The 22,701-nt window shown below is 59.9% G+C and carries 22 protein-coding genes; 11 read left to right on the forward strand and 11 right to left on the reverse strand.

All coding sequences use genetic code 11. The features are described from left to right. Nucleotides 1-18: 18 nt before the first annotated feature. The 4 genes from WC529_01805 to WC529_01820 are packed head-to-tail and all read right to left on the reverse strand — an operon-like array spanning nt 19 to nt 5,099. A complete protein-coding gene (locus WC529_01805) occupies nt 19-1,158 on the reverse strand; it encodes a hypothetical protein (protein MFA5113010.1) in 1,140 nt (379 codons plus the stop codon). Nucleotides 1,159-1,171: 13 nt separating this feature from the next. After that, nucleotides 1,172-3,955 (reverse strand): carboxypeptidase-like regulatory domain-containing protein, encoded by a 2,784-nt coding sequence (locus WC529_01810; GenBank protein ID MFA5113011.1) that lies wholly within the window; start codon nt 3,953-3,955, stop codon nt 1,172-1,174. Between the two features lie 30 nt (nt 3,956-3,985). Beyond that, complete coding sequence (locus WC529_01815) at nt 3,986-4,423, reverse strand: cell division protein SepF (protein MFA5113012.1); 438 nt, start codon at nt 4,421-4,423, stop codon at nt 3,986-3,988. Continuing rightward, nucleotides 4,413-5,099, reverse strand: coding sequence for a YggS family pyridoxal phosphate-dependent enzyme (locus WC529_01820; GenBank protein ID MFA5113013.1), 687 nt, complete (start codon nt 5,097-5,099; stop codon nt 4,413-4,415). The genes WC529_01815 and WC529_01820 overlap by 11 nt, the downstream gene beginning before the upstream one ends. Before the next feature lie 29 nt (nt 5,100-5,128). Here WC529_01820 and WC529_01825 point away from each other — a divergent pair, with 29 nt between their 5' ends. From WC529_01825 to polA, 5 genes are read left to right on the forward strand one after another with little or no spacing between them, the layout of a single operon-like run. After that, nucleotides 5,129-5,464, forward strand: a complete 336-nt coding sequence (locus tag WC529_01825) for a hypothetical protein (protein ID MFA5113014.1) — start codon at nt 5,129-5,131, stop codon at nt 5,462-5,464. Next, entirely contained in the window at nt 5,446-6,357 is a 912-nt protein-coding gene (locus WC529_01830; protein ID MFA5113015.1) for a hypothetical protein, read from the forward strand. The genes WC529_01825 and WC529_01830 overlap by 19 nt, the downstream gene beginning before the upstream one ends. A gap of 51 nt (nt 6,358-6,408) precedes the next feature. Next, nucleotides 6,409-7,242 carry a 30S ribosomal protein S2 gene (gene rpsB / locus WC529_01835; protein ID MFA5113016.1) on the forward strand — a complete coding sequence of 278 codons (834 nt, stop codon included), beginning with the start codon at nt 6,409-6,411 and terminating at the stop codon, nt 7,240-7,242. Next, on the forward strand, nt 7,242-7,844 hold the full coding sequence (gene tsf, locus WC529_01840) for a translation elongation factor Ts (GenBank protein MFA5113017.1): 603 nt from the start codon (nt 7,242-7,244) through the stop codon (nt 7,842-7,844). The genes rpsB and tsf overlap by 1 nt, the downstream gene beginning before the upstream one ends. Continuing rightward, nucleotides 7,828-10,464: a DNA polymerase I gene (polA, locus tag WC529_01845; protein MFA5113018.1), complete on the forward strand. Its 2,637-nt coding sequence runs from the start codon at nt 7,828-7,830 to the stop codon at nt 10,462-10,464. Before tsf ends, polA begins: the two co-directional genes overlap by 17 nt. Here the strand turns inward: polA and WC529_01850 are convergent, their stop codons facing one another. The 6 genes from WC529_01850 to trpD are packed head-to-tail and all read right to left on the reverse strand — an operon-like array spanning nt 10,465 to nt 16,925. Further along, entirely contained in the window at nt 10,465-12,696 is a 2,232-nt protein-coding gene (locus WC529_01850; protein ID MFA5113019.1) for an HD domain-containing protein, read from the reverse strand. 36 nt (nt 12,697-12,732) lie between these two features. Continuing rightward, complete coding sequence (locus WC529_01855; GenBank protein ID MFA5113020.1) at nt 12,733-13,110, reverse strand: resolvase; 378 nt, start codon at nt 13,108-13,110, stop codon at nt 12,733-12,735. Beyond that, on the reverse strand, nt 13,107-14,120 hold the full coding sequence (locus tag WC529_01860; GenBank protein MFA5113021.1) for a DUF3084 domain-containing protein: 1,014 nt from the start codon (nt 14,118-14,120) through the stop codon (nt 13,107-13,109). Before WC529_01860 ends, WC529_01855 begins: the two co-directional genes overlap by 4 nt. Then, the gene (locus tag WC529_01865) at nt 14,120-15,211 is read right to left on the reverse strand and encodes an LptF/LptG family permease (protein MFA5113022.1); all 1,092 of its coding nucleotides are present in this window, start codon (nt 15,209-15,211) and stop codon (nt 14,120-14,122) included. Before WC529_01865 ends, WC529_01860 begins: the two co-directional genes overlap by 1 nt. Then, entirely contained in the window at nt 15,208-15,930 is a 723-nt protein-coding gene (gene lptB / locus WC529_01870; GenBank protein MFA5113023.1) for an LPS export ABC transporter ATP-binding protein, read from the reverse strand. The genes WC529_01865 and lptB overlap by 4 nt, the downstream gene beginning before the upstream one ends. Next, complete coding sequence (gene trpD / locus WC529_01875; GenBank protein MFA5113024.1) at nt 15,906-16,925, reverse strand: anthranilate phosphoribosyltransferase; 1,020 nt, start codon at nt 16,923-16,925, stop codon at nt 15,906-15,908. Before trpD ends, lptB begins: the two co-directional genes overlap by 25 nt. Before the next feature lie 117 nt (nt 16,926-17,042). On the opposite strand from trpD, the gene WC529_01880 reads away from it, so the two are divergent. Continuing rightward, entirely contained in the window at nt 17,043-19,172 is a 2,130-nt protein-coding gene (locus WC529_01880) for a hypothetical protein (GenBank protein MFA5113025.1), read from the forward strand. Between the two features lie 35 nt (nt 19,173-19,207). Here the strand turns inward: WC529_01880 and WC529_01885 are convergent, their stop codons facing one another. After that, nucleotides 19,208-19,624 (reverse strand): hypothetical protein, encoded by a 417-nt coding sequence (locus tag WC529_01885; GenBank protein MFA5113026.1) that lies wholly within the window; start codon nt 19,622-19,624, stop codon nt 19,208-19,210. Nucleotides 19,625-19,702: 78 nt separating this feature from the next. Between WC529_01885 and WC529_01890 the strand changes: the two genes are divergently transcribed. Genes WC529_01890 through WC529_01910 form a run of 5 tightly spaced genes read left to right on the forward strand, consistent with a single transcriptional unit; the run spans nt 19,703 to nt 22,676 of the window. Then, on the forward strand, nt 19,703-19,915 hold the full coding sequence (locus tag WC529_01890) for a DUF167 domain-containing protein (GenBank protein MFA5113027.1): 213 nt from the start codon (nt 19,703-19,705) through the stop codon (nt 19,913-19,915). A gap of 10 nt (nt 19,916-19,925) precedes the next feature. Further along, nucleotides 19,926-20,339 carry a peptide chain release factor-like protein gene (locus tag WC529_01895; GenBank protein ID MFA5113028.1) on the forward strand — a complete coding sequence of 138 codons (414 nt, stop codon included), beginning with the start codon at nt 19,926-19,928 and terminating at the stop codon, nt 20,337-20,339. Nucleotides 20,340-20,353: 14 nt separating this feature from the next. Then, on the forward strand, nt 20,354-21,124 hold the full coding sequence (locus WC529_01900; GenBank protein MFA5113029.1) for a hypothetical protein: 771 nt from the start codon (nt 20,354-20,356) through the stop codon (nt 21,122-21,124). Between the two features lie 19 nt (nt 21,125-21,143). After that, nucleotides 21,144-21,539 (forward strand): FMN-binding protein, encoded by a 396-nt coding sequence (locus WC529_01905; GenBank protein MFA5113030.1) that lies wholly within the window; start codon nt 21,144-21,146, stop codon nt 21,537-21,539. Between the two features lie 3 nt (nt 21,540-21,542). After that, the gene (locus WC529_01910; GenBank protein ID MFA5113031.1) at nt 21,543-22,676 is read left to right on the forward strand and encodes a serine hydrolase domain-containing protein; all 1,134 of its coding nucleotides are present in this window, start codon (nt 21,543-21,545) and stop codon (nt 22,674-22,676) included. Nucleotides 22,677-22,701 lie beyond the last annotated feature (25 nt).

Here is a 22,701-nt window from a genome sequence, read left to right on the forward strand (position 1 = left end):
CCGGTCAGGAGTAGTTGGTTAACGCCCCTCAAAAGTGACCTCCAGATCTTGATTGACGAAAAGCTGATACCCTTCGCCGGCTGCCAGGCTAAAATCTTCGCCGGTCAAGCCGCTGATCGCTCCCTTATCGTCGTAGATCGGCGCGTAGCCTTGCGCCCTGGCCAAAGTCGTGTCCCAGCGGCTGATCGCGATAACGATCGGGCTCTTGGCGCTGCTATTGATCAGGCTGACAAGTTCGCTCGCTTTAGCAACCGTCGCTGTCGTCGGCTTGACCAAATTAAGTCCGGGCAAGGTGACGCTGTTAACGATTAGCTTGCCGGTTTCCGATTTCTTAAGGGCGTAAGTGAAACTGACCGTTCCCGCGGTCACGCCGGCGGCAGAGCCGGCCAGGGTGTGGGCGTAGATATCGCTCCAGGTCGAGCCCCATTCGTTGCTGTCCAGAACGCGGAAGGCGTAAGTCTTGCCGGCGGTAACCTCCGCCGAGCTGAGTTGCAGGGTAGAGCCGGCCGCGCCAGTCACTGTTGCCCCCGGCTCGTCAACGGCCGGGCTGGAGGGGTTAGCCGGCTGCCAGAACTTCCAGGCGTGGCCGGTCACCTCGCGCAGGCCGTCCGCGCCGTTCCCGCCAGCCGCGAAAACCTTTAAAGTGGCGGTCGAGCCGGAGCCGTCGGTCGGGTAAACGGTCGCTTCTTCGAACCGGGAGATCGCCGGCTTGTATGGCGCGTCCGCTTTGTAATCGACGCGCAGGCTGTTCCAGCTCCAGGTCAGCGCGGAATCATCAAAATTGGCCGCGCTCATCGATAGGGCGGTCCGGCCGTAGTAATTGCCCGCCCCGACCGCCGGCGTCCAGACCGTGGCGGACAGACTGTTCCCGATCACGCAATCAACCTGAACGTTGCGGCCGGCTGGGCTGCCCAGCGTCTCCACCGCCCCGGCGTTAATGGCAAAATCACTGATCGGCGTGCTGCCGCCCGGGATGGTCAAGGTCAGCGACGCGCCGTTCTTGAAAAACTGAATATTGTCATTGCCGACCGTCACGTTGCCGCTCGCGCGGGTAATGTTGGTGCCGGTAATGAACAGCGTTTTATCGGCCGCTCGCGCGGGCGAAGCCAGGCCGAGACACAACAACAGCAACCCTCCCGTTAATATAATTTTTCTCATAACCATCTCCTTCTTAAGGCTTGGTCCGGAGCCACTTAAAACCGGCGTCCGTACCATCGCCAAATCTGACATAGATGTAACTGTTCGGCGTTCGCAGCAACGAGATCCGCGGATCGAGCGGCTCGCTCGGATTGGCCGCGTTCTTCCAGGCTCCCTCGCTCACGACCGCGGAAATATAGGCCGGATTAAGCGGGGAAACCTTGAACTGGATCAGGTCACCCGCCCGGGCTCCGTCATTGATCAGCGTGGTCGCGGTCAGGCCCAACGCTTGCGGATAGACCAGGCCGAGCAAGGTTTTCCCGCCGGTCGTTAGGCCGGCGCCGCCGTAAACGTCGACCGCCACGGTCGGGCTGTCATGCAGCACTTCGCCGATCAAGGTCGCCGTCTTGTTCGCTTTGGTAATGAGCCAGTTGCCGAAACGAGGGTCAAGCTCGAAGGCCGGCGCATTCGCCGTATTGGCGGCATCTTTCCAGGCGCCGCCGACATAAACCGCCGTCTTATACGCGGGGGAAGCGGCGAACTTGCTCTGCACCAGGTCCCCCTCGGTCCAGACCGTTTCACTTCCCTCTCCCAGTACACCGGCAACGGTCATCCCCTGCTGGGACTGGAACGGCAGGGCGATCAGGTTTTTCCCTGCGGGATCAGCCGTCCCCTGGAGCGCCGCATTTATTTTGCCGACCGCCCAGGCGGTAGGCAGGATCATCGGCAGGTCAGCGGCGCTGATCTCGGCCTTGACCCCTTTGTAATAAAGTTCCGGCGCGCCGCTGCCGACCTGGCCGCCGTGGACGATCCGGCCGTCACCCAGACCGGCCGCGTCATCAATCTCGCCGTCATGCGCGGCCGCGTAGTCCGTAAGCGGTAGCCAATTGTTATTGTCGATATTGTTGGTGAACTGGCCGCTTCCGTCGCCAGCCAGAACAAAGAGTTGCGGGTTCGGGTAGAGGGCCTTATCCCAGGAGATCATTAACCCCGTTCCCTGCCGGGCGATGTTAAGCGGCACCGTCCCCCAGGGAACATCGCTCCTGGTCAAAAGGAAGTTCAACGTTGTCGTCCGGCCGGCTTCGACCGTTACCGGTTTAGAAGCGTCTAAATAATTGCCGGCTTTCACTTGCGCCAGATAGGTCCCGGCAGGCACGCCGTTCACGGCGTAATAACCGACCGTATCGGTCCGGGCGCTTTGCGCTTCAAGGCTGACGAGCGCGTCAACGACCGCCCGGCCGCTGCTCTCATCGGTAATCAGTCCAGCAACCGCCCCCACCCCGCCGACATTGACCGAGGCATAAGCGGTAAACTCGCGGTTCTTCCCGCTAAAGAGCGCTTTGATCGCTCCGGGGAAAATCCCCAGGGTGGTGCCAGCAGTAAAGACTCCGCTGCCGGCGTCGATCGCTCCGGCGGCCGGATCGGTCACGGTCCAAGTTACGGCAACCTCCGGGATCAAATAACCGTCGACATCCTCACCCCGGGCGGAAAACCGATCGAACTGGTTGCCCGGCGCCACTTCGGTAGTCAGTGGGCTGATCGTTATCATCATTTCAGTCGGCCGCACGCCTCCTTCATAGGCGCCGCGGTTGCCATTGTCGCTGGCAGTCCCGAAACAGGGTGACTCATCGACATAGAGCCGAAAATCTTTATTCATCGGCCTGACAAACCACGGATAGGCCTTTATATTCGTTCCATCATCCAGGAAATAGCCTGAGTTCGGGTCGATCGAATGCTCCAAGTTATAGTAGCAATTGTGCGAATAATTGATCGTCACCATTCTCGGGGTGGCGCCCGAAAGCAGTTCACTCCTGACATCATACGAGTGTGAGGCCCAGCCGCTGGTGATCGGCAAGGCAAAGATGTTGTCTTTAACATTATAGGTCACCGCCCCCCAATGGGCATGCGCCAAAAATCCACCGATGCAATCGATAAAAGTGTTCTTGTTGATCTCGCAAACACCGGTCACCCAGCTGTTCGTCGCAATGCCGAGCATTAAATTCCGCAGTTCATTGCCGGTAAGCCGAAAACCGTTACTGCTCGATACCCACAAACCAACATTCATCGCCCGCGGGCCAGCCGTCATCGGGTTATAAGTCCGTGACGAATAGATCAGACAGTTCCTGACCGCGCAATTAAATTGGGTTACGCTAATCGCTTCCACCGTCGTCGGCGAGGCCACGTCAGACACATAATTCGTGTCAATAATGCAATTATTTATATCTACTGATTGCCCGGCGGTGGTCAGCAGGTTCGATGCAACTCCGGTCAGCGGCGCCCTGATAACGGTCAGGCCTTCCAACGTGCTGTTTCTGCTCAAAATGATCAGCGACGGGAAATTGGACGCTGCCGCGATGATCACGTTCTTGCGGTCGGTACTATAGCCGGCAACTTTCACGCCTGCCGGGACCTGGAAGGGCAGGTTATCGTCACCGTAGATCCCCGGCAGAACATTGATGATATCCCCCGAACGGTTGGCAATCGTCACCGCGTACTTGATCGTTTTCCAGGGCTTTAACGCGGTACCGTTTGCGGGCAGATCGCTGCCGGTTACGCCGTTAACAAAAAACTCGTTGGCGCCGGGCGGGCGGCTCTGCAAGAACATCGTTCGGACAACGCGGCTGCCGTCACTTAGGCGGGCGGCAGCTGGATCAGATGTTGAATAACGAAGCAAATACGTGCTGTTGGCAGCAGAAGCGCCGGCAGCGGAATCTGGATTAGCGTAGAGAGAGTTGGAACCGCTGGTCAGTTTTTCTGCCGGCGCTGCCAGCTGCAAAGCCAGCAACAGGGACAATACGACAAAAACTGACCTTTTCATGGTTGTAGTTTATTTTTGTCCTGATCCAGTCTATTGCCGGCCGAAAAAACCTTCCCTTTTCTCCGCCACGTCCTCGCTGATGGAGGAGCGTTCTTCCGCCGCGACGATGGCGATCGCGCTCGGCGTGAAGAGGAAGATCGTGTCGCCGATCTTCATCATGTGGCCGTCGATGGCGTAAGCGGTGCCGCAGACGAAATCGATCAGCCGGGTCCCCTCCGCCGGGTCCAGGTGTTTGAGATTGACGATGACCGGCGAGCCGGCCCGCAGGTTGGTGGAAATGTTGAGCGAGTCCTCGTAGATCTTCGGCTCATAAATGATGATCTCGGCCCCGGCCGGCGCTTCGCCGCGCGGCTCCCGCTTCCCCTTCAGGATCGTGCTCAGGTCCAGCTGCTGCCCCGACGGCATGTCCGGCCCTTCTTCCTCCAGCCCGATGAACGTCTTCGCCCGCTTGAAAATATTATCGATCATTTTTTTCCTCCCCCTTAAAGATCGCTTGTCCGATCCGGACCAGAGTGGAACCTTCGGCGATCGCCGCCTCGAAATCAGCGCTCATTCCCATGGACAAACAAGTGAGGTCGACGTCGGTCAGGTGCAGAGAATCGCGGAAAGTGCGTAAACCTTGAAAGCTCGGTCTGGCATCGCCGATCGGCGCCATCGTCATTAGCCCCTTGATTTTCAGATTTTTTAGCCCGGCCACGGACCGGACCAGGCCTGCCGCCGCCGCGCCGGAAACCCCGAACTTGCTCGCTTCGCCGGAAACGTTGATCTCGATCAGGACCGGCACGATCCGGCCGGCGGCGCCGGCTTTTTCGTCGAGAGCCGCGGCCAGCCGCTCGCTGTCGACCGACTGGATTATATCAAACAGCTCCAGCGCTTGTCCAACCTTATTTCGCTGGAGATGGCCGATAAAATGGAGGGTCGTGCCGGGGAATTTTTCCCTGATCGCCCGGCAGCGTTCCGCCGCCTCCTGCACCCGGTTCTCGCCCAGGTCGGTGATCCCCGCCTCCAGCGCCCGGTAAACGTCGTCCAGCGGGACGTGCTTGACGACCGCGACCAGCTTGACCGCGGCCGGATCGCGGCCGGCTTTTTCCGCCGCCGCGGCGATCCGCGCCCGGACCTTGCCGATGTTCTCCTTGATTGACACTCCGTCGAGAATTATAGCATAATAGTCCCATGCGCAAATCGGGCTGGGCCTGGCTCCTGCTGCTCCTGACGGTCACGATCATCAATTATCCCAATCCCTTCGACCCGCAAGCCGGCGAATTCGTGACGTTCGAATGCGCCGCGACCGCCTCGCTCGAGACCAGCTTGCTGATCTACGACCTTTCCGCCCGCCTGATCGCCCGCAAGCCGTTCCCCCTCGCGCCGACCAGCTACAACCGGACCACCTGGAACGGCTACAGCGACGGCAACGAGCTTGCCGGCCCGGGCGTTTACCTCTACCGCCTGGTCGCGACCGCCACCAATAAGTCGATCGGCAAAGGGAAGGTATGGATCATAAACCGCTGATCCTGGTCTGCCTGCTGGCGACGCAATGCCTGGCCACTTTTGACCCCCTGGCGCTCGGCGTCGGCGCGCGGTCGCTCGGCGTCGGCGGGGCGAACACGGCGACGGTCTTCGACGCCGACACCCTTTTCGCCAATCCGGCCGGCCTTGGCGAGATCGACCATTTCCAGCTGACCTCCATGGCCGGCAGCCTGCTGGAAGAGGTCAATTACTCGGTGCTCGGCGGCGTCTATCCGCTCGGCCGGCAAGGGGCGATCGGGTTCGGCTATTCGGGAGCGTTCGTCTCCGCGATCGAGCTCCGCGACCGGTACGGCAACCTGACCAGCCGGGCGAACTTCGGCGACAGCGCCCTGCTCTGCTCTTTCGGTAAGAAGCTGAACGAGAACTGGTCGGTCGGCCTCGGCCTGAAACATTATATAAGCGACGGGACCGAGATCGCCGCCGGCGACCGCAGCCGGACCAACCTTGACCTCGGCGTCCTCCAGCACGGCGTGGAGTGGTTAAGCCTCGGCGCGGTCGTCCAGAACCTGCTCGCTTCCGACCTGCCGCGCACCTTCAAGGCCGGCGCGAAAATGGAGCTGTACGATCCGCTCGGCCTCAACTTCGCCTGCGACGCCCGCTTTACCCCCGACGCCGGCAAGACCGTGACCCAGCATTTCGGTCTGGAGATCGCGCCGGTCGAGCAATTGACCGTCCGCTGCGGCTCCGACGCCGGCAGCCTGACCGCCGGCCTCAGCTTCCGCTACGCCGGCCTCGGTTTTCACTACGCTTACCATACTTTTAGCGGTTTTGACGGCAATTACGCCAGCTTCTTCTCGCTTTCTTATGATGAAAAGGGTTGGCCGCCGGAAGCCCCCTCGGACGCTTACCTGGCAAAACGGTTGCAGGGTCATTAAGTTTGTGATAAAATTACCTTTCGTGTGCGTTAATCACCAAGGAGGAGTTAAATGCCTGTAGTTACAATGAAAGAGCTGCTTGAGGCCGGTGTCCATTTTGGCCACCAGAGCAAGCGGTGGAACCCGAAAATGGGGCGGTACATTTACGCCGCCCGGAACGGCATCCATGTCATCGATCTCCACAAAACCATCCCGCTGATCGAAAAAGCGTACGAATTCATCAAGAACGCCGCCGCCAACGGCTCGGTCCTCTTCATCGGCACCAAGAAGCAGGCGATGGAAGCGATCGAGGAAGAAGCCAAGCGCTGCGGCATGTTCTACGTCAACCAGCGCTGGATGGGCGGCACGCTGACCAACTTTAAGACCCTGAAAAAGAACATCGCCCGCCTCAACGATATCGAAAAGATGAAAGAGGACGGCACCTACGGCCTCCTGCCGAAGAAAGAGGTCATCCTGCTCGAGCGCGAGCACCGCAAGCTGATGCGCGGCCTCGGCGGGATCCGCCAGATGGTCGCCCTCCCCTCGGCCGTGTTCATCGTCGACATCCTCAAGGAGCAGACGGCGCTCAAGGAAGCGCGGCGGCTCGGCATCCCGATCGTCGCCATTGTCGACACCAACACCGACCCGGACGAGATCGACTACCCGATCCCGGGCAACGACGACGCCATCCGCTCGATCAAGCTGCTGACCAGCATCGTCGCCTCCGCCGTCCTGGCCGGCCGCGAAATGTCCAAGCCGGTCGAAGAGCAGACGGAAGAGATCGCCGCCCCGCTCGAGGTCGAAGAAGCCGAGACCCTGACCATGGAAGAACACCTGGAGAACACCGTGCTGTCCCAGGTGATCATGCCGAAGGAAGAGGAAGAAGAAAAGAGGGTTGGTTTCTAATGACTGAGATCTCGACCGAAATGGTGAAGCAGCTCCGCGAAAAGACCGGCATCGGCATGATGGATTGCAAGGCGGCCTTGGCGGAAGCAAAAGGCAATTTTGAGGAAGCGATCGACATCCTGCGCAAAAAAGGGTTATCCGCTATCGCCCGCCGGGCCGGCCGCGTCGCCGCCCAGGGGATAGTCGATTCCTACATCCACCTCGGCGGCAAGATCGGCGTCCTGGTCGAAGTGAACTGCGAGACCGATTTCGTCGCCAAGAGCACCGATTTCCAGGCGTTCGTCAAGGACCTCTGCCTGCAGGTCGCCGCGGCCAATCCGCAGTACGTCTCCCGCGACGAAGTGCCGGACGGCATCATCGACCACGAGAAAGAGATCATCTCCACCCAGGCGAAAACCGAAGGGAAACCGGAAAAAGCGATCGCCAAGATCGCCGAAGGCCGGCTGGAGAAGTTCTACTCCGAGGTCTGCCTGCTCGACCAGCCGTTCATCCGCGACCAGAAGATCGTGATCAAGGACCTGCTCGGCGAGCTCTCCGCCAAGATCGGCGAGAACCTGGTCATCCGCCGGTTCGTCCGGTTCCAACTTGGCGAAAAGTCCTAACACTAAAGTCCTCCTGATCGACGGCAACTCCCTCGCCTACCGGGCGTTCTACGCTTTGCCCGACACGATGCGGACCGCCGCGGGGATCACGACCAACGCCGTTTACGGCTTCACCTCCATGCTCCTCAAACTGCTGGACGATAAACCCGACTACGTTGCCATTGCTTTTGACCGGCCGGAGCCGACGTTCCGCCACAAAGAGTACAAGGAGTATAAGGCGACACGGGAAAAAGCGCCGCCCACCCTGCACGAACAGCTGCCGTTCGTCAAAGAGGTGGCGCAGGCGCTCGATATCCCGGTCTACGAGCAGGCCGGCTTCGAGGCCGACGACCTGATCGGCACGCTGGCGATCGCGGCGGAGAAAGCGGGGCACGACGTCGTCATCGTCTCCGGCGACCTGGACGGGCTCCAGCTGGTCAACGACCACATCAAGGTCTTAACGACCCGGAAAGGGATCACTGACACGGTCCTGTACGGGGCAAAAGAAGTGGCCGAACGCTACGATGGGCTCCGGCCCAACCAGCTGATCGATTACAAGGCGCTCAAAGGCGACACCTCGGACAATATCCCCGGCGTCCCCAAGGTCGGCGAAAAGACGGCGATCGAACTGTTGAAAGAGTACGGCACGCTGGAGAACATTTACGCCAACCTGGACAAGATCAAGAAACCGGCGCTCAAGGAAAACCTCAAAAACAACCTGCCGCTCGCCGAAATGAGCCGGCGGCTCGGGACGATCGTGACCAGCGTCCCTCTCCAGATCGACTTCGACCGGCTGAAACGGGGGGCGATCGACTGGCCCAAGGTCGTGCCGCTCCTCCAGAAGCTGGAGTTCAACAGCTTGGTCAAAAAATACGCCGGCGGCCTCCCCGACCTGCAGCCCGCCAAAGTGATCGAGCAGAAACGCGAGGCGATCGCCAAGCTGCACTACAAGTGCGTGCAGACGGAGTCCGACCTGAAAGCGCTGCTGGCCGAACTGGCGAAGGCCGACGCTTTCGCCTTTGACCTGGAAACGACCTCGCTCGACGTCTTTAACGCGCAGATCGTCGGCATTGCTTTCTCGACCGCGGCGCAGACGGCGTATTATTTACCGTATAAGCGGCAGGACCTTACCGCGCTCTTCCAGAGCGCTAAATTAAAGATCGGCCATAACCTGAAATACGATATTGAAGTTTTAAAAGCCAACGGCATCGAGGTCGCCGGGCCCTACTTCGACACGATGGTCGCCGCCTATCTCCTCGATCCGACCGCCGGCAAATATTCGCTCAAATACCTGGCCAAGCAGTTCCTCGGCCGGGAGATGCTCAAGTTCGAGGAAGTCAGCCCGGACCAGAATTTTGCCGACGTGCCGCTTGAGCTGGCGACCGATTACGCCGGCAGCGACGCCGACGCGACCTTTGCCCTTTACGAAATATTCTCCCTGGCGCTGCGCGCGCAGAAAATGGACAAACTGCTGACGGAGATCGAGATGCCGCTGTTGGCCGCGCTGATCGGCATGGAAATGACCGGGATCGCGATCGACGCCCCGCTGCTCGCCAAAATGTCGGGCGAGATCGCCGTCGAGCTCCAGGAGCTGGAGCGGCACATCTTCGCCATTGCCGGCGAGGTCTTCAACCTCAATTCGCCCAAGCAGCTTTCCCAAATACTTTTTACCAAGCTGCTGCTGCCGGTCAAGAAACGGACCAAGTCGGGCCAGTCGACCGACGCCGAAGTGCTGGAGGAGCTGGCCGGCGAGAAGTTCGAGATCGCCGAAAAGCTCCTGAACTACCGCCAGCTGACCAAGCTGAAAAGCACCTACATCGACGTCCTGCCGACGCTGGTCCAGCCGCGCACCGGCCGGCTGCACACTTCGTTCAACCAGACGATCACCGCCACCGGGCGGCTCTCCAGCTCGGACCCGAACTTGCAGAACATCCCGGCCCGCCTGAAGCCCGCCTTCATCCCCGGGGAAAAAGGCTGGGCCCTGGTCGACGCCGATTATTCGCAGATCGAGCTCCGGGTCCTGGCGCATCTCTCCGGCGACCCGGTCTTGCTCAAAGCTTTCCAGGAAGACCGCGATATCCACCAGTCGACGGCCGACGAGCTCGGCATCCCGCGCGCCGCCGCCAAGACCGTCAACTTCGGCGTGATCTACGGCATCTCCGATTTCGGCCTTGCCCGCCAGCTCGGGATCAAGCGGACCGAGGCGGCCAGCTACATCGAGAAATATTTCCGGAAGCACCAGGGGGTCAAGGCGTTCCTCGACCGGACGATCAAGGAAGCGCGCGAGAACGGCTACGTTACGACGCTGCTCGGGCGCAAGCGGCCGCTCCCCGACATCAACAGCCCGCACGGCGGCCTGCGCGCGGCGGCGGAGCGGATGGCGATCAACGCCCCGGTCCAGGGGACGGCGGCGGACCTGATCAAGATCGCCATGGTACGGGTTAACGAACAACTAACAACTTACAACTTACAAGCAAAAATGATCTTACAAGTTCACGATGAATTGCTATTTGAATGCCCCGAGGCAGAGAGAGAAACGGTCAAACAGATCGTGAAAGATGAGATGGAAAAGGCGCTGACGCTAGCGGTACCGGTCAAAGTGACGGTCGGGGCGGGACCGAACTGGTCCGCGGCCAAGTAGTTAGACTTTTTCGCCCAGCCTTTCCATCAACCCGCTAAGCATCCGGCTCAACCGGTCGAACTTGTTATTGGGTATCCGCAAACATTTCTCCAGCTCGCCGAACTTTAACAGGATGTTCCTGACCTGGTCGCGCTGCAGGCTGCTGTAGGCCGACACGGTGAAAAAGAGCGAGCCGCCGTCCTCGCCGCCGCTCGCCAGGTTGATGTCGATGTTCAGTTTCAGCCGGCTGATCTCGGTCGTGATCTCCTTCAGGATGCCGACCCGGTTCTCGGTATGCACGACAAAGATGTAGCGCTGCCGGCTCCTCGTCCCTTCCGCGACCCGCTGCTTAAGCAGTTCCTGGAAAAAGGTCAGGAAATCGGTGATAACCTGTTCCGGATCGATCTCTCCCCGGCCGACGCCGGCGATCAAGTCGGGCGCCGTCTTGTAAGCCAAACTGTATTTCTCGTTCAACCGGGCGATGAACCGGGGCAGCCAGGAAACGGCCGTAATGTTAAGCATGTTCAGGTATTCCCCCTGCGCCGCCCGGTTCAGCGCGTTGAGCGCCAGCGTCCGCCGCTCCTCCGGCGTCTTGGTCTGGAGCAGGCACCTGATCGCTTCGGCGCTCCCGGTCGAGCCGACCCAGGATAACCAGGTCGGGGAGACCTGCATCTCCCGGCCGTGCTCGAGCTCGACCGTCTCGTTGCTCCGGAGCGGCCGGTTCAGCGGAACGCCGACGCCGTTGACCTTGGCGCCGGTGGTAAACTGGGCGAGGATCGGCTCTTCCAAAAAAGCGAAATCGAGCGGGGTCGCGCCGCGCGGCAGTTTCACCCGGCGGCCGTTCTGGGTATAAACGATGATCGGATAGGTCACCTCGCCGATCAGTTCGCGCACTTCGTCGGCCGAGAGGAGGTTGCGGCTGTAGTTGAGCAGCTTGTCCAGCCAGTCGTAGCTCTGCTTGAACCAGTTGGGGCGCGGCGCGGCGTCGGCCCCGGCCGCGGCAAAACCGAGCCGGTTGCTCCGGTTCATCGCCTTGTTGTTAACGGTGATCAGCAGGCTCCCCGGCAATCCCTCCTTGACAAAGTACGACTGCAGGGCGCGGTAGCCGCGGCGCGGGAAGCTGACGAAATCGAGCAGCTTCTCGCCGCGCGGCTGGAAGCCCGAGAGCTGGTTTTCCTTGTGCCGCGGCTGCATATTGGTGTCGCGCAGCGTCGCCATCGCCCGGTAAACGTCCTTGTCCAGCGCGCTGTTGACCTCCACGTTGATGTAGTGGAGGTAAAGCGGGTTCTCGGCCAGCAGGTCTTCCAGCGTCCGGCCGCTCCGCCGCATTTTCCGGAAAACTTCCGAGACCGCCCGCTGGCGCAGCTCGACGCGCGCCCCTTTAAAGCCTTTGGCCGCCAGCACTTCTTTGATCTTGGCTTCCAGCTCCAGGAAAAGCCCCTTGTTCTGCGCCATTACCCGGTCATACAGCGCGATCGTCTCAGGATATTCCGGCAGGTCGCGGTATTTGAGCGCCGAGTCCTCCAGCCGGAGCCGCATCTCCCAGACCCCCATCGCGTCCATGATCGGGACGTAGATCTCCATGGTTTCCCCGGCGTGCTCGAGCTGTTTCTCTTTCGGGAAAACTTCCTGGTCGCGGTTATTGCTCAGGTTGTCGGCCGCCTTGAGCAGGGCAACGCGCGGGTCCTGGCTGATCCCCTTGATCAGTTTTTTCAGATATTCCAGATCTCGTATATCGCGGTCGATCTCCTTGCTCAGTTTGGTCTCCGCGTCGACCAGGTCGGCCACCTCGGCGCCGAATTCCTGTTTCAGCTCCTCATAAGTAACTCCAATATCTTCGATAATATCGTGCAGCAAGCCGGCCGCAAGCAGGACCGGATCGCGGTTCTCCATGACTGTCCGGAGGAGATAGGCGGTATCGACCAGGTGGTCGATGCAGGGCCGGCCCGATAACCGCGTTTTCCCGGCGAACGCTTGCCGCACTTTGTTGTAAGCTTTGAGGACGAGCACGACCCCCGCCTCATCCAGCCCGGCGGTGATGGTCAGGATCTCGTTGAGGTATTGTTTGGGGAAGATCCGGGGAGCGCCGACCGGCCCGGCCAGGAAGACCCGTTCCGACGGCGGCAGGCCGTGCGTCTTGATCATTAATCTTTGCTGGAGCAGGATGTTGCGCCAGACGGCCTTGGTCGGCGCCTGGTAACGCCGCAGGTCTTGCACGCGGACGATCGCCCGGTTGTTACTCACGGTACTCACGGCTGTTTATCGCCCGGCCGCGGCCAAAATTTCAGTCTAAGAAGCTAAATATCGTTCGCCGATGATGACTGCGGACCAGTCGTCGACCGGCACGGGCGGGACGCGGAGCGAGGTCGGCAGCAATTTGCGCCAGCCGGCGGGGGGATTCTCCCGCCAGTAGCGCCGGCGGGCAAGCCAGGTCGAGTCTTTTTCGTTGACATAGATCAGATTCAGGCCGGTCAGCTCCTGGGCGATCCGCCGGCCGTAGTGGCCGCGGCCGATCACCACAGCGGTCGGGCGATAGACCGTAAGCAGCGGCGCGAGCGCGCCGGGCAGGTCGGCGCTGGCGACCACCGCCCGGTGCCGGACCGCGCCGTTCTCCTCGAGAACGGCCAGGCCGCTCTTGGCGCTGCCGGGATCGATCGCCAGGATCACCGGCCGCTCACCTTCAGGTCGACCGCCAGCGGGCCGATCGCGTAAATGTCTTTCTGGGCGACGATCCGCAGGACCGCCTTGCGGCCGAGCCCCCTGATCTTGCGGGCGGTATCGGAGATCTGCGAATACGGGACGCTGCCGATCGAACCGGCCGGATCGGGGACGATCCCCTGATCCCGCGCCGCCTGGTGCGCGCGCCTCAGCAGCTGCATCACCGCCTGCTCTTCCTGCGCCTGGGTCAGGCCGCCGGCGACCTCGCCGCTGACGATCTCCGCCCCCGCCCGGTAGACCAGTTTGTTCTCCGCCAGCGCAAAAAGCGCCGGGACCGGCTCTCCCCAGACCGAATTGCTGTCCGCCACCAGTTTGACGATATAAGGCCGGTTTTCGCCCAGTAGCGAGTAAACGGTCTCGTTGAACTCCTCTTCGTTGACCGTGACGATCGGCACGGCCGACCTGATGCCGAGCTGGCGGAGACTGTCGTCGGCATTGGCGGTGATCAGGTTCAACCCTTCCACGATCTTATCTTTATCGGGCCCGGCCTGGATCAGCGACAGGGAGATGATCTCCCCTTTCTTGAACAGCACTTCCCCCTGGCGGGCGGTCTTGACCTCCCGGCTCAACTGCTGCTTGGCGCGCTGTAGTTGGGAGACCTCTTGTTTGGCGGCGACCAGCTCCTCGGCCAGCTGCCGCTGCTGCCGCCGGACCTCGTCGAGGGACTTGTTGGCCGTCGCCAGCTCCGCCGTTTTTACGCCGATCTCCGTCTGCAGCCGTTCCAGCCCGAGCAGCGCGGTGCGGACGCTCTGCGACAGCGCCAGCATGATACCGACCGTGCCGAGGGCGATCAACATGCCGGAAATGACGGTGATGACCATGGCGGTGTAGCGCGGGCGCAGGCCGAAAATGGTCACCCGCCGCTTGCCGATGTACTTGCCGACCCGGTTGCCGACGAACGCGATCGTGCCGCTGAGCACGGCCAGAAGCAGGAGGATCCTCAGGGTGAAAAGCGACATTACTGTTCGGCCTTCTGGCGCAAAATGAAATAACCGACGGCGCCGGTCAAGATGTTCGGCAGCCAGGCGGCGCCCCCCGGCGGGATGAGCTTCATCTCGCCGACCGCCATGGCGATGAACATGGTGATGTAGTAGAAGAAGATGACGATGATCGAGATCCCCAGGCCGATCGAGCCGGACGCCCGCCGCGGCGACAGGCCGAGCGGCGCCCCGAGCAGGGCGAAGACCAGCGAGGCGAAGGGAATGGCCATTTTCATGTTCAGCTGGATCTTCAGGTCGGTCGTCTCCACCCCCATCTTTTCCTTCAGGGCGATGTAATCGCGCAGCTGGCCGATGGTCATCTCGTCGGGGTTCCGGTCGCCGGTCGAAAAGTCGGCCGGCGTGTATTTGATCGTCACGTACTGCTCGGCGAACTTGATCAGGTGCTTGTACTCGCCGCTCTCGGCCAGCAGGTAGATCGTCCCGTCGCGGAAGAGCCACTGGTTCTTACCCATGACCCACTTGGCCGAGCGGGCGTTGACGATCTGCCCCAGCTTCCCCCCGCTGAACTCCTGCACCACCACGCCGGACATCTCGTCCCCCTGCATCGTCTCGGCGTAAAAGATCCGTTTCAGCGAGCCCCCCTCCATTTCCGGCAGGAAGACGTTCTTCTGCAGTTTCGGCTGGCGCCGGGCGGTGGTCTCGATCAACAGATTTTTGGCCGCCTTGTTCGATTCCGGCACCACGACCTCGGAAAAGCTCATATTGATCAACGAAACGAGCAAGCCGAGCGCCAGGGCCGGCACGATCAGGCGGAACAGCGTGATGCCGGAAGCGCGGAAGGCGATCACCTCGCTGTCGTGCGACAGGCGGGAAAAAGCGAGCAGCGCGGCCAACAGCGTCGCCATCGGGAAGATGTAGACGACGATGCCGGGCAGCCGCAGGACAAAGATCTGCAGGGCGACGAGGAGCGGCATCCCGTTGATCACGACCCGGCGGACCAGCTCGAACATGATCATCGACGAGGAAAGGATGGCGGTAAAGGCGCCGAGGCCGAAGAGGAACGGCTCGAGCAGTTCCTTGAAGATGTACCGGTCGATGATCTTGATCAAAGCTGGAATTCTTCGCCGAGGTAGAATTTCTTGGCGTCTTCGCTCTCGGCCACGGTCTGCGAATTGCCGGAGACCAGGATCGCTCCCTTGTGGATGATGTAGGCGCGGTCAACGATCGCCAGCGTCTCGCGGACGTTATGGTCGGTGATCAGCACGCCGATCCCCTTGTCCTTCAGGTGGCAGATGATCCCCTGCAGGTCGGTGACCGTTTTCGGGTCGATGCCGGTGAACGGCTCGTCGAGCAGGAGGAACGCCGGGTTGGTCGAAAGCGCCCGGGCGATCTCCACCCGCCGCTGTTCGCCGCCCGACAGGGAATAAGCTTTCTGTTTGCGCAGGTGAGTAACGCCGAGCTCGTCGAGCAGCTTGACCAGCCGGGTCTCGTATTCCTTTTTCGGGATCTCCGGCATCAGCTCCCAAAGGATAAAAATATTCTCTTCGACCGACAGCTTGCGGAAGATCGACGGCTCCTGCGGCAGGTAGCCGATCCCCTGCTGGGAGCGCTTATGCATCGGGTAATTGGTGATGTCGTGGTCGCCGAGGAAAACTTTCCCGGCGTTCGGCTTGATCAGGCCGACGACCATGTAAAAAGTGGTCGTCTTCCCCGCCCCGTTCGGGCCGAGCAGGCCGACCACTTCCCCCTGGTTGACCTCGACGGAAACGCCGTTGACCGCGACCTTCTTGCCGTAGTTTTTGACTAACTTGTCTGTTTTGATGTAAATTGGACTAATCCCTCCAGTTTCTTTTTGGCCGCGCCGGAAGCGAGCGACTGCTCCGCCAGGGCCAACCCTTCCTTTAAGTTCTTAGCCAGCCCGCCGACGTAGATCGCCGCCGCCGCGTTAAGCAGCACGACCTGGCGCCGCGCCTCTTTTTCCTCATTAGCTAAAATGCGGATGGCGATCTCGGCGTTCTCCGCCGCGGAGCCGCCGCGCAGCTCTTCGTTGCCGACGCGCAGGAGGCCGAAGTCTTCCGGCTTCAGGTGGTAGGTTTCCAGCTTGCCGTCCCGCAGCTCGGTCACTTTGGTCTGTTCGCAGAGCGAGATCTCGTCGAGGCCGTCGTTGCCGTGGACGACGAGCGCGTGTTTCACTTTCAGGTTCTTGAGCACCGCCGCCATGATCTCGGTCAGCTCCGCGTGGAAGACGCCGAGCACCTGGGCGCCGGCGTTCGCCGGGTTGGAGAGCGGGCCGAGGATATTGAAGACGGTGCTGATGCCGATCTCCCGGCGGGTCGGCGCGGCAAAGCGCATCGCCCGGTGGAACCGGGGGGCGTAGATAAAGCCGATGCCGACCTCGTTGATGCACTCTTCCACCGCTTTCGGCTCGATGTCGATCTTGACGCCGAGCGCTTCGAGCAGGTCCGCCGAGCCGCAGCGGCTGGTGATCGAGCGGTTGCCGTGCTTGGCGATGTTGACCCCGGCCCCGGCCGCGATCAGGGCGGAGATGGTCGAGATATTGAACGTGCCGGCGTGGTCGCCGCCGGTGCCGCAGGTGTCGACCAGGTTCTTGGCGTGCGGGAAGATGTTGACCGCGTGTTCGCGCATCTTCTCGGCAAAGCCGGTGATCTCGTCGACGCTCTCTTTCTTGGTGTGGAGGGCGGTGATAAAGGCGGCGATCTGCGACGGTGTGGCGTTCCCCTGCATGATAGTATCCATGGCGATCGCCGCCTCTTCGCGAGTGAGGTTGTGGCCTTCGACGACTTTACGGATAGCGTCTTTCATGGTTTTTCCCGAAGTAACGCTGTTATTATAGCCTTTTGATCGGGTACGGGCAAGAGTTATTCACCGGCAATAAACGCAAGTTTTTCCCTGTAAAACACGATAATAATATATACGGCTATGGACATTAAAGGGTACTACTATAATAACCAATGCGTCGCGGGAAGCTATTTTCCCCCGTCCGGCCAGAACGGCCTGCAAACCGTTATCCAGGATGAAAATGGGGCCGTTCAGCTAATCGCTCCGCCGCTTTGGCCGCAATCGATCCCGTTGGCCGACAACCTGCAATGCCAAGAGCCCGCGCCGCCAACAGCTGAACCGGAAAATATTTGGCGCCAGGACCTTGAGGCCCTCATCATCAGCAACGACCCTTTTCACAATCAGTACAGCCTGGGACGGTCGATCGAAGCCAAAGAAAAACTGGTTCTGGCCGGTTTAGATCAGGGCCAGGCCCAGGCTTTGGTGCTTTTAATTAACGAAAAATGCGGCGCTGGGATCATTAATGCCATCGCCGGACTGCCGGCCGCGGTCGCGGGGTTAAAACGGTCCGGCTTGAGCAACGCCGCTATTTACGCCCTGCTCGAAGGAACGATCAAAGCGGTTGACTGCTACACGAGCAATGCCCTGATCGCTCTGCCCGGCCTGGTTGACCAGGGGTTAAGCCGGGAGAATATCCTGGCCATTTTTAGCGAGATCAGACAGTCCCCGCTCCAATCGATCGGTTATACTTTACAGCCCCTCCCCGATTTTTTCCGGGCCGGGATCATCGACGGCAAAACGATCGTTGCCCTGGTCAAGGTCTTTGACCGGCTCAATTCCCAGTCTTATCAAGATAGTTTCGCGTATCTTTATTTTCCCAAGCTTTTGGCTTCGCTGAAGATCAAAGACCCGGTAATCCTCGAACGCCGGTTGGGCCAGCTTTCTTCTCTTCTTACTTTAGGCCAGGGCAATTTGAGCAGTCTGATAACGTTCCTTTCCCTGACGGACTTTCAACCGCCGGCCGATAGCAGCAAAGCGGCGCTGGCCCGTGCGCTGGCTGCGGCCATCGATCAGGCCGTGCTCGCCCACGCCGCTGACCCGCAAAAATTGCGGGAGCTCTGCCAGACCGCGGCGATCTCGCTCAATACCATCCACGACAACGACCCGGGCGACCAGATCAGGAAAACGGCCTGCCGGACCATTTCGCCGGCCTCCGCCTATTTCCTTATCGCCCTGGGCGGTGCCGACCTTTACACTTCCACGTTCCTCAAGCTTTGGTCCAATCTTGAGCAGGGGAATATCCTCGAGTTGATCTCCCGGGTCGACCCCGGTAGCGAACAGCTGGGCGGTTTTATCCTGACCGCTTCCAATTATAATAAATTTGCCGCGCTTTTCGACCTTGACCCGGATTATTTCCTCAATAATATTGAGCGCTTGCTGGCAAAAGAAGAAAACCTGGCCGGCAAGGTGTCCGTCCTAACCCCGGCACTGGACACGATCTTTGCCGACGGGCGGTACCTGGACAAGGTTGAATCGCTGCTGGTCGGCCTTTACGAAAAATATGAAAGCGCGGGAAAAGACCGCCAACGCGGAGCGATCGGCTTTTTACTTAAGCTCTATGCCGCCAAGTGGTCGCCCGTCGGGCAGCGGATCGCGGACCGGCTGCCGGCCATCTTAAGTCCGGCAATTCCCATAGAAAAGTATCTGGCTGACGGGGCCATTACGGCCAAGCTCTATTTCTATGAAGATGAGCGCCACTACCTGCTAACCATCGACGATCTTCGCTCCCGGGGCTTTTCCTTAGCGCAAAAAGGGGAAAAGAGCTGGGAGATGGTCGAGACTTTCAATGGCAAAACGCTCAAGGTCATTATCACGCTGGACGCCAGCACGGTCGAACAGGACCTCCACGACGAAGCGCTCGATATCCTGGTCCACCGCGGCCATTCCTATCATTTGACCGATACTTTCGCGCCGGAAAACCAGGCCGCCGGGCTGGGCAAGGTCCTGTTCCTGGGCTCCTGCGGCAGTTTCAGCCATCTGGCCGACTATTTCGCCAATTATCACGGCAACTATTTTATTACCGACGAGAACACCGCTGAAGGCCGCGTCAACAACGCAGCGTTATATCATCTGATGACCAGTCTGGCCCGGGGCGTATCCGATTGGGGCGAGATCAAGATGACCTCTACCCTGGAAGAAAAGGGGCTTATATATCCCCATGACCGTAGTCTTTTGATCATTGATTACCTGCAGAACTTCGAGCAGCACTAAGCGGAATACCGGCGGCTGCGCGGGGCGGCTAACTCTTAATCGATCAGCAGATTGCTGAACCGCCGCAGGGCGAGGGTCGCTTCGTCGGGCTTATGGGCCGATAATCTTTCCAGCGCTTTGATATTTTCCGGATCGCCCATGATGTAGACGGTCGTCTCCGGCTTGCTCCCCCGGCGGACCCGGAGGCCGAGAGCGGTAAAGTCGCGGGAAACGAAAAGCGCTTCGGCCCGGCCCAGGTCGGCGATCCGCTCCGGAGCGAGCGTGTTGAGCAGTTTCCAGGCAGCCAGGTCGACGACGATCTCCCCGATCTCTTTCCCCGCCGGCAGCGCCTTGATCGCCAGCGCCACTATCCCCCGAAAGCTCAGCGCCCCTTTAAAGAGCGCCTTCTGGTCCACGGCGACCGGCGCGGGACGCTGGATATTTCTCCTGGCTGGACGAGCGACTTTGACCATGCTTGGTTATCGCGCGGGGAAAGTTATAATTTCAGGACCGTTGCTGTAGTATAATAAAGCCAGTTAAGGAGGTTCCTCATGTCAGAAATACTGGTGGAGATCAAGGTCGTCCCCGGCGGGGAGCGCAACGAACTGCACGGCACGCGGCTGCACATCACGTCGCCGGAGCACGACGGCCGGACCAACGAAACGGTGATCGATATTTTGGCCGAGCATTACAACGTCAAAAAGAACCGGATCAAGATCATGAAGGGGCACAATTCGCTCCAGAAAACGATCAAGATCATTTAAACGAACGGTCATGACCTACGTAACGCCCCAAAAAATGGCCGAACTGGAAAACCGCTTAAGGGCGCGCGGCATCCGCAAGGCCGACGTGATCGAAAAGTTCCTTCGCTCGTCGGGGGCCGGCGGGCAGAACGTCAACAAAGTTTCCTCCGCGGTCTATTTAAAGCATCTCCCCACCGGGCTCGAGGTCAAGATGCAGCAGGAGCGCTCGCAGGCGGTGAACCGTTTTCTCGCCTGGCGGCTGTTGCTCGAAAAGATCGAAGAACGGATCCTCCATAAGAAGAGCCAGCGGCGGCAGGCGATCGAGAAGATCAGGCGCCAGAAGCGGAAACGCTCGCGGCGGGCCAAGGAAAAGATGCTGGGAGAGAAAAAGCAGCGGTCTGCCCTGAAACAGCAGCGCAAGGTTTCCCCGCACGAGATCGACTGAGCAAGGAGGTCGAAATGAAGCTGGATATCGATAAGCTGACGCGCCGCTCTTGGTTCTTTGTCCTGGTCATTCTTTTGCAGTTTCTCCCCCCTTACGCCGCCAAAGGGCTGCACTCGGTCCCGCAATTTCTGGCGACGCATTTAATGAACGCTCCGATGCACCACCTGGGCGACTGGCAGATCGTCTTCAAGCTCGTCCCCCTTCTATTTGTCCTGGGGATCGTGCTCTTTGGCAACCGCTTTAGCCGGCTCTTCGCCCTCTACGCCGGCTTCGCCTATCTGGCGTTCAACATCTTGCAAAACTTTTCCTTTAGCCAGGAATACGGCCTGGGGATCCTGTTGCAGAACCTGGTCACGATGCTGCTCGTCTCCCTGCTCTGGTTCTGGGAAGCGTCGGCGGGCCGGAACGATTTTTCGCCGGTCAAGCTGACGCCGCTGAAATGGGCCTTTATCGCCCTCGCCTTCTGGGCGTTCTGGGACCCGATCAACGCGGCGACCCGGCTGCCCGACTTCAACCCGCTTTATCTAATTAACAATCCGGGCGGGGTCGCCTTTTGCATGATGACGCCGGTCTTCCTGGCGGTCCTTATCACTTTCTATCCGAAAGTTAATTTCGCCCTGCTCCGGGTCAACTCGCTCGCCGCGGTGATCATCGGCATTTTCAACGTCCTGGTCGTTTTCGCCAACCCGGCGGTCTACTGGTGGTTCGGCCTGCTCCATCTCCCCTTGTTCATCCTGGGGGTTTACGGGCTGGTCATTTCCTGTCAAAATAATAGGGTCGAGTGACCGTGAAGGAGGAGTTAACATGTTAAAAAAGCTCGGGATCGTTCTGGGGATTATCCTGCTGGTGATCATCTGTTTGGCCGGGGTGTTCTATCTCCGCGCTCAGTCAATGGCCAGCAATATTAAACACCAATACGCGAGCATCAAGCCGCTCGACCTGGCCAAAGTAACCGACGGGGTCTATGCGGGGAGCTTCGGCGACTTCCTCGTCTCCGTCAAGGTCCAGGTGACGGTCAAGCGCCACCGGATCGCCGAGGTCAAGATCATGGAGCAGAAATGCGGCCCCGGCTACGAAGCGCTTGACACGACCAACCGGATCGTCAAAGCGCAATCGCCCAAGGTCGACGCCGTGACCGGCGCCTCGGGCAGCAGCATGGCGATCATGATCGCCGTCAATCGGGCGCTGACCGGTAAGTAATGCATGAAAATTAAAACGGCTTTTGCCCTGCTGTTCGTCACCGTTGCCATCGCCGCCGGCTGCACCACTTCCCCCACTCCCGCCTTTGACTCGGCGACCGTCGCGGCCTTCGATAAGATCATGAGCGACATGAAGACTTACGCCAGCGCCGAGGGATTTGTCCTCCTGGTCTCGGTCCCCGGCAAAGGCGATTATCTGGGCGTAAAAGGAACGGACGAGGTCGCCACCGGCTCGGCGATCGACCCCCGCAAGCTATTCCGCGCCGGCAGCATCACCAAGACCTTTACCAACACCGTTACCCTGCAGCTGGTCGACGAAGGGTTGATCAGCCTGGAAGCGACGGTCGACAAATACCTCACCGGCATTCCGAGCGGCGACGTTATCACCATCAAGATGCTGCTCAATCACACCAGCGGCCTGCCCAATTACACCGCTTCGTCCGCCTTCTGGACCGCGATCGCGGCCGACCGGTTCCACAAGTACACTCCCCAGGACCTGCTTAATTTCGCTTTTGCCCTGCCGATGACGGCCGCTCCGGGAACGGAGTATCATTATTCCAATACCAATACCACGATCCTGGGGATGATCATTGAAAAATACAACGCTCAGGGAGAAACGCTGGCACAGGCGGTCAAAAGGCGGGTCATTGACAAGATCGGGCTGATCAATACCACGTTCGCGACCGTCGAGACCTTTCCGGGCGCGTACCTGCACGGCTACATGCCGAATCCCGCCACCGGGACACCGGAAGATTGGAGCCTCGAGGATCCTTCCTGGATGTGGGCGGCGGGCGCGGTCATTTCCAACATTTACGACCTCAAGGCCTACATCAAGGCGATCTATGACAACAGCGCCGGCCTGTTAAGCCCGGCCATGCAGGCCAAAAGGATCAACGATGATTGGGTCAGCATCTCGGCCGAACTGCCGACCTGCAAGTACGGGCTCGGCTGGGTGCAGATCGGCGGGTTCTTTTGCCATGACGGCGCGGTCCCCGGTTATCATTGTATCGCCGCCTACGATCCGGCCACGGGGACGACGGTCGTAGCGATGATGAACACCGAGCCCAACGACATCAGCACTGCGATGGCGACCCTGTTAATGGTCATCAAACAACTTTATCCGACCAGGGCGCTCTAAGAGACAGGTAAAAGGAGGGAATGTC

It is taken from the genome of Candidatus Margulisiibacteriota bacterium (assembly GCA_041650855.1).
GTDB lineage: Bacteria > Margulisbacteria > WOR-1 > O2-12-FULL-45-9 > XYB2-FULL-48-7 > JALOPZ01.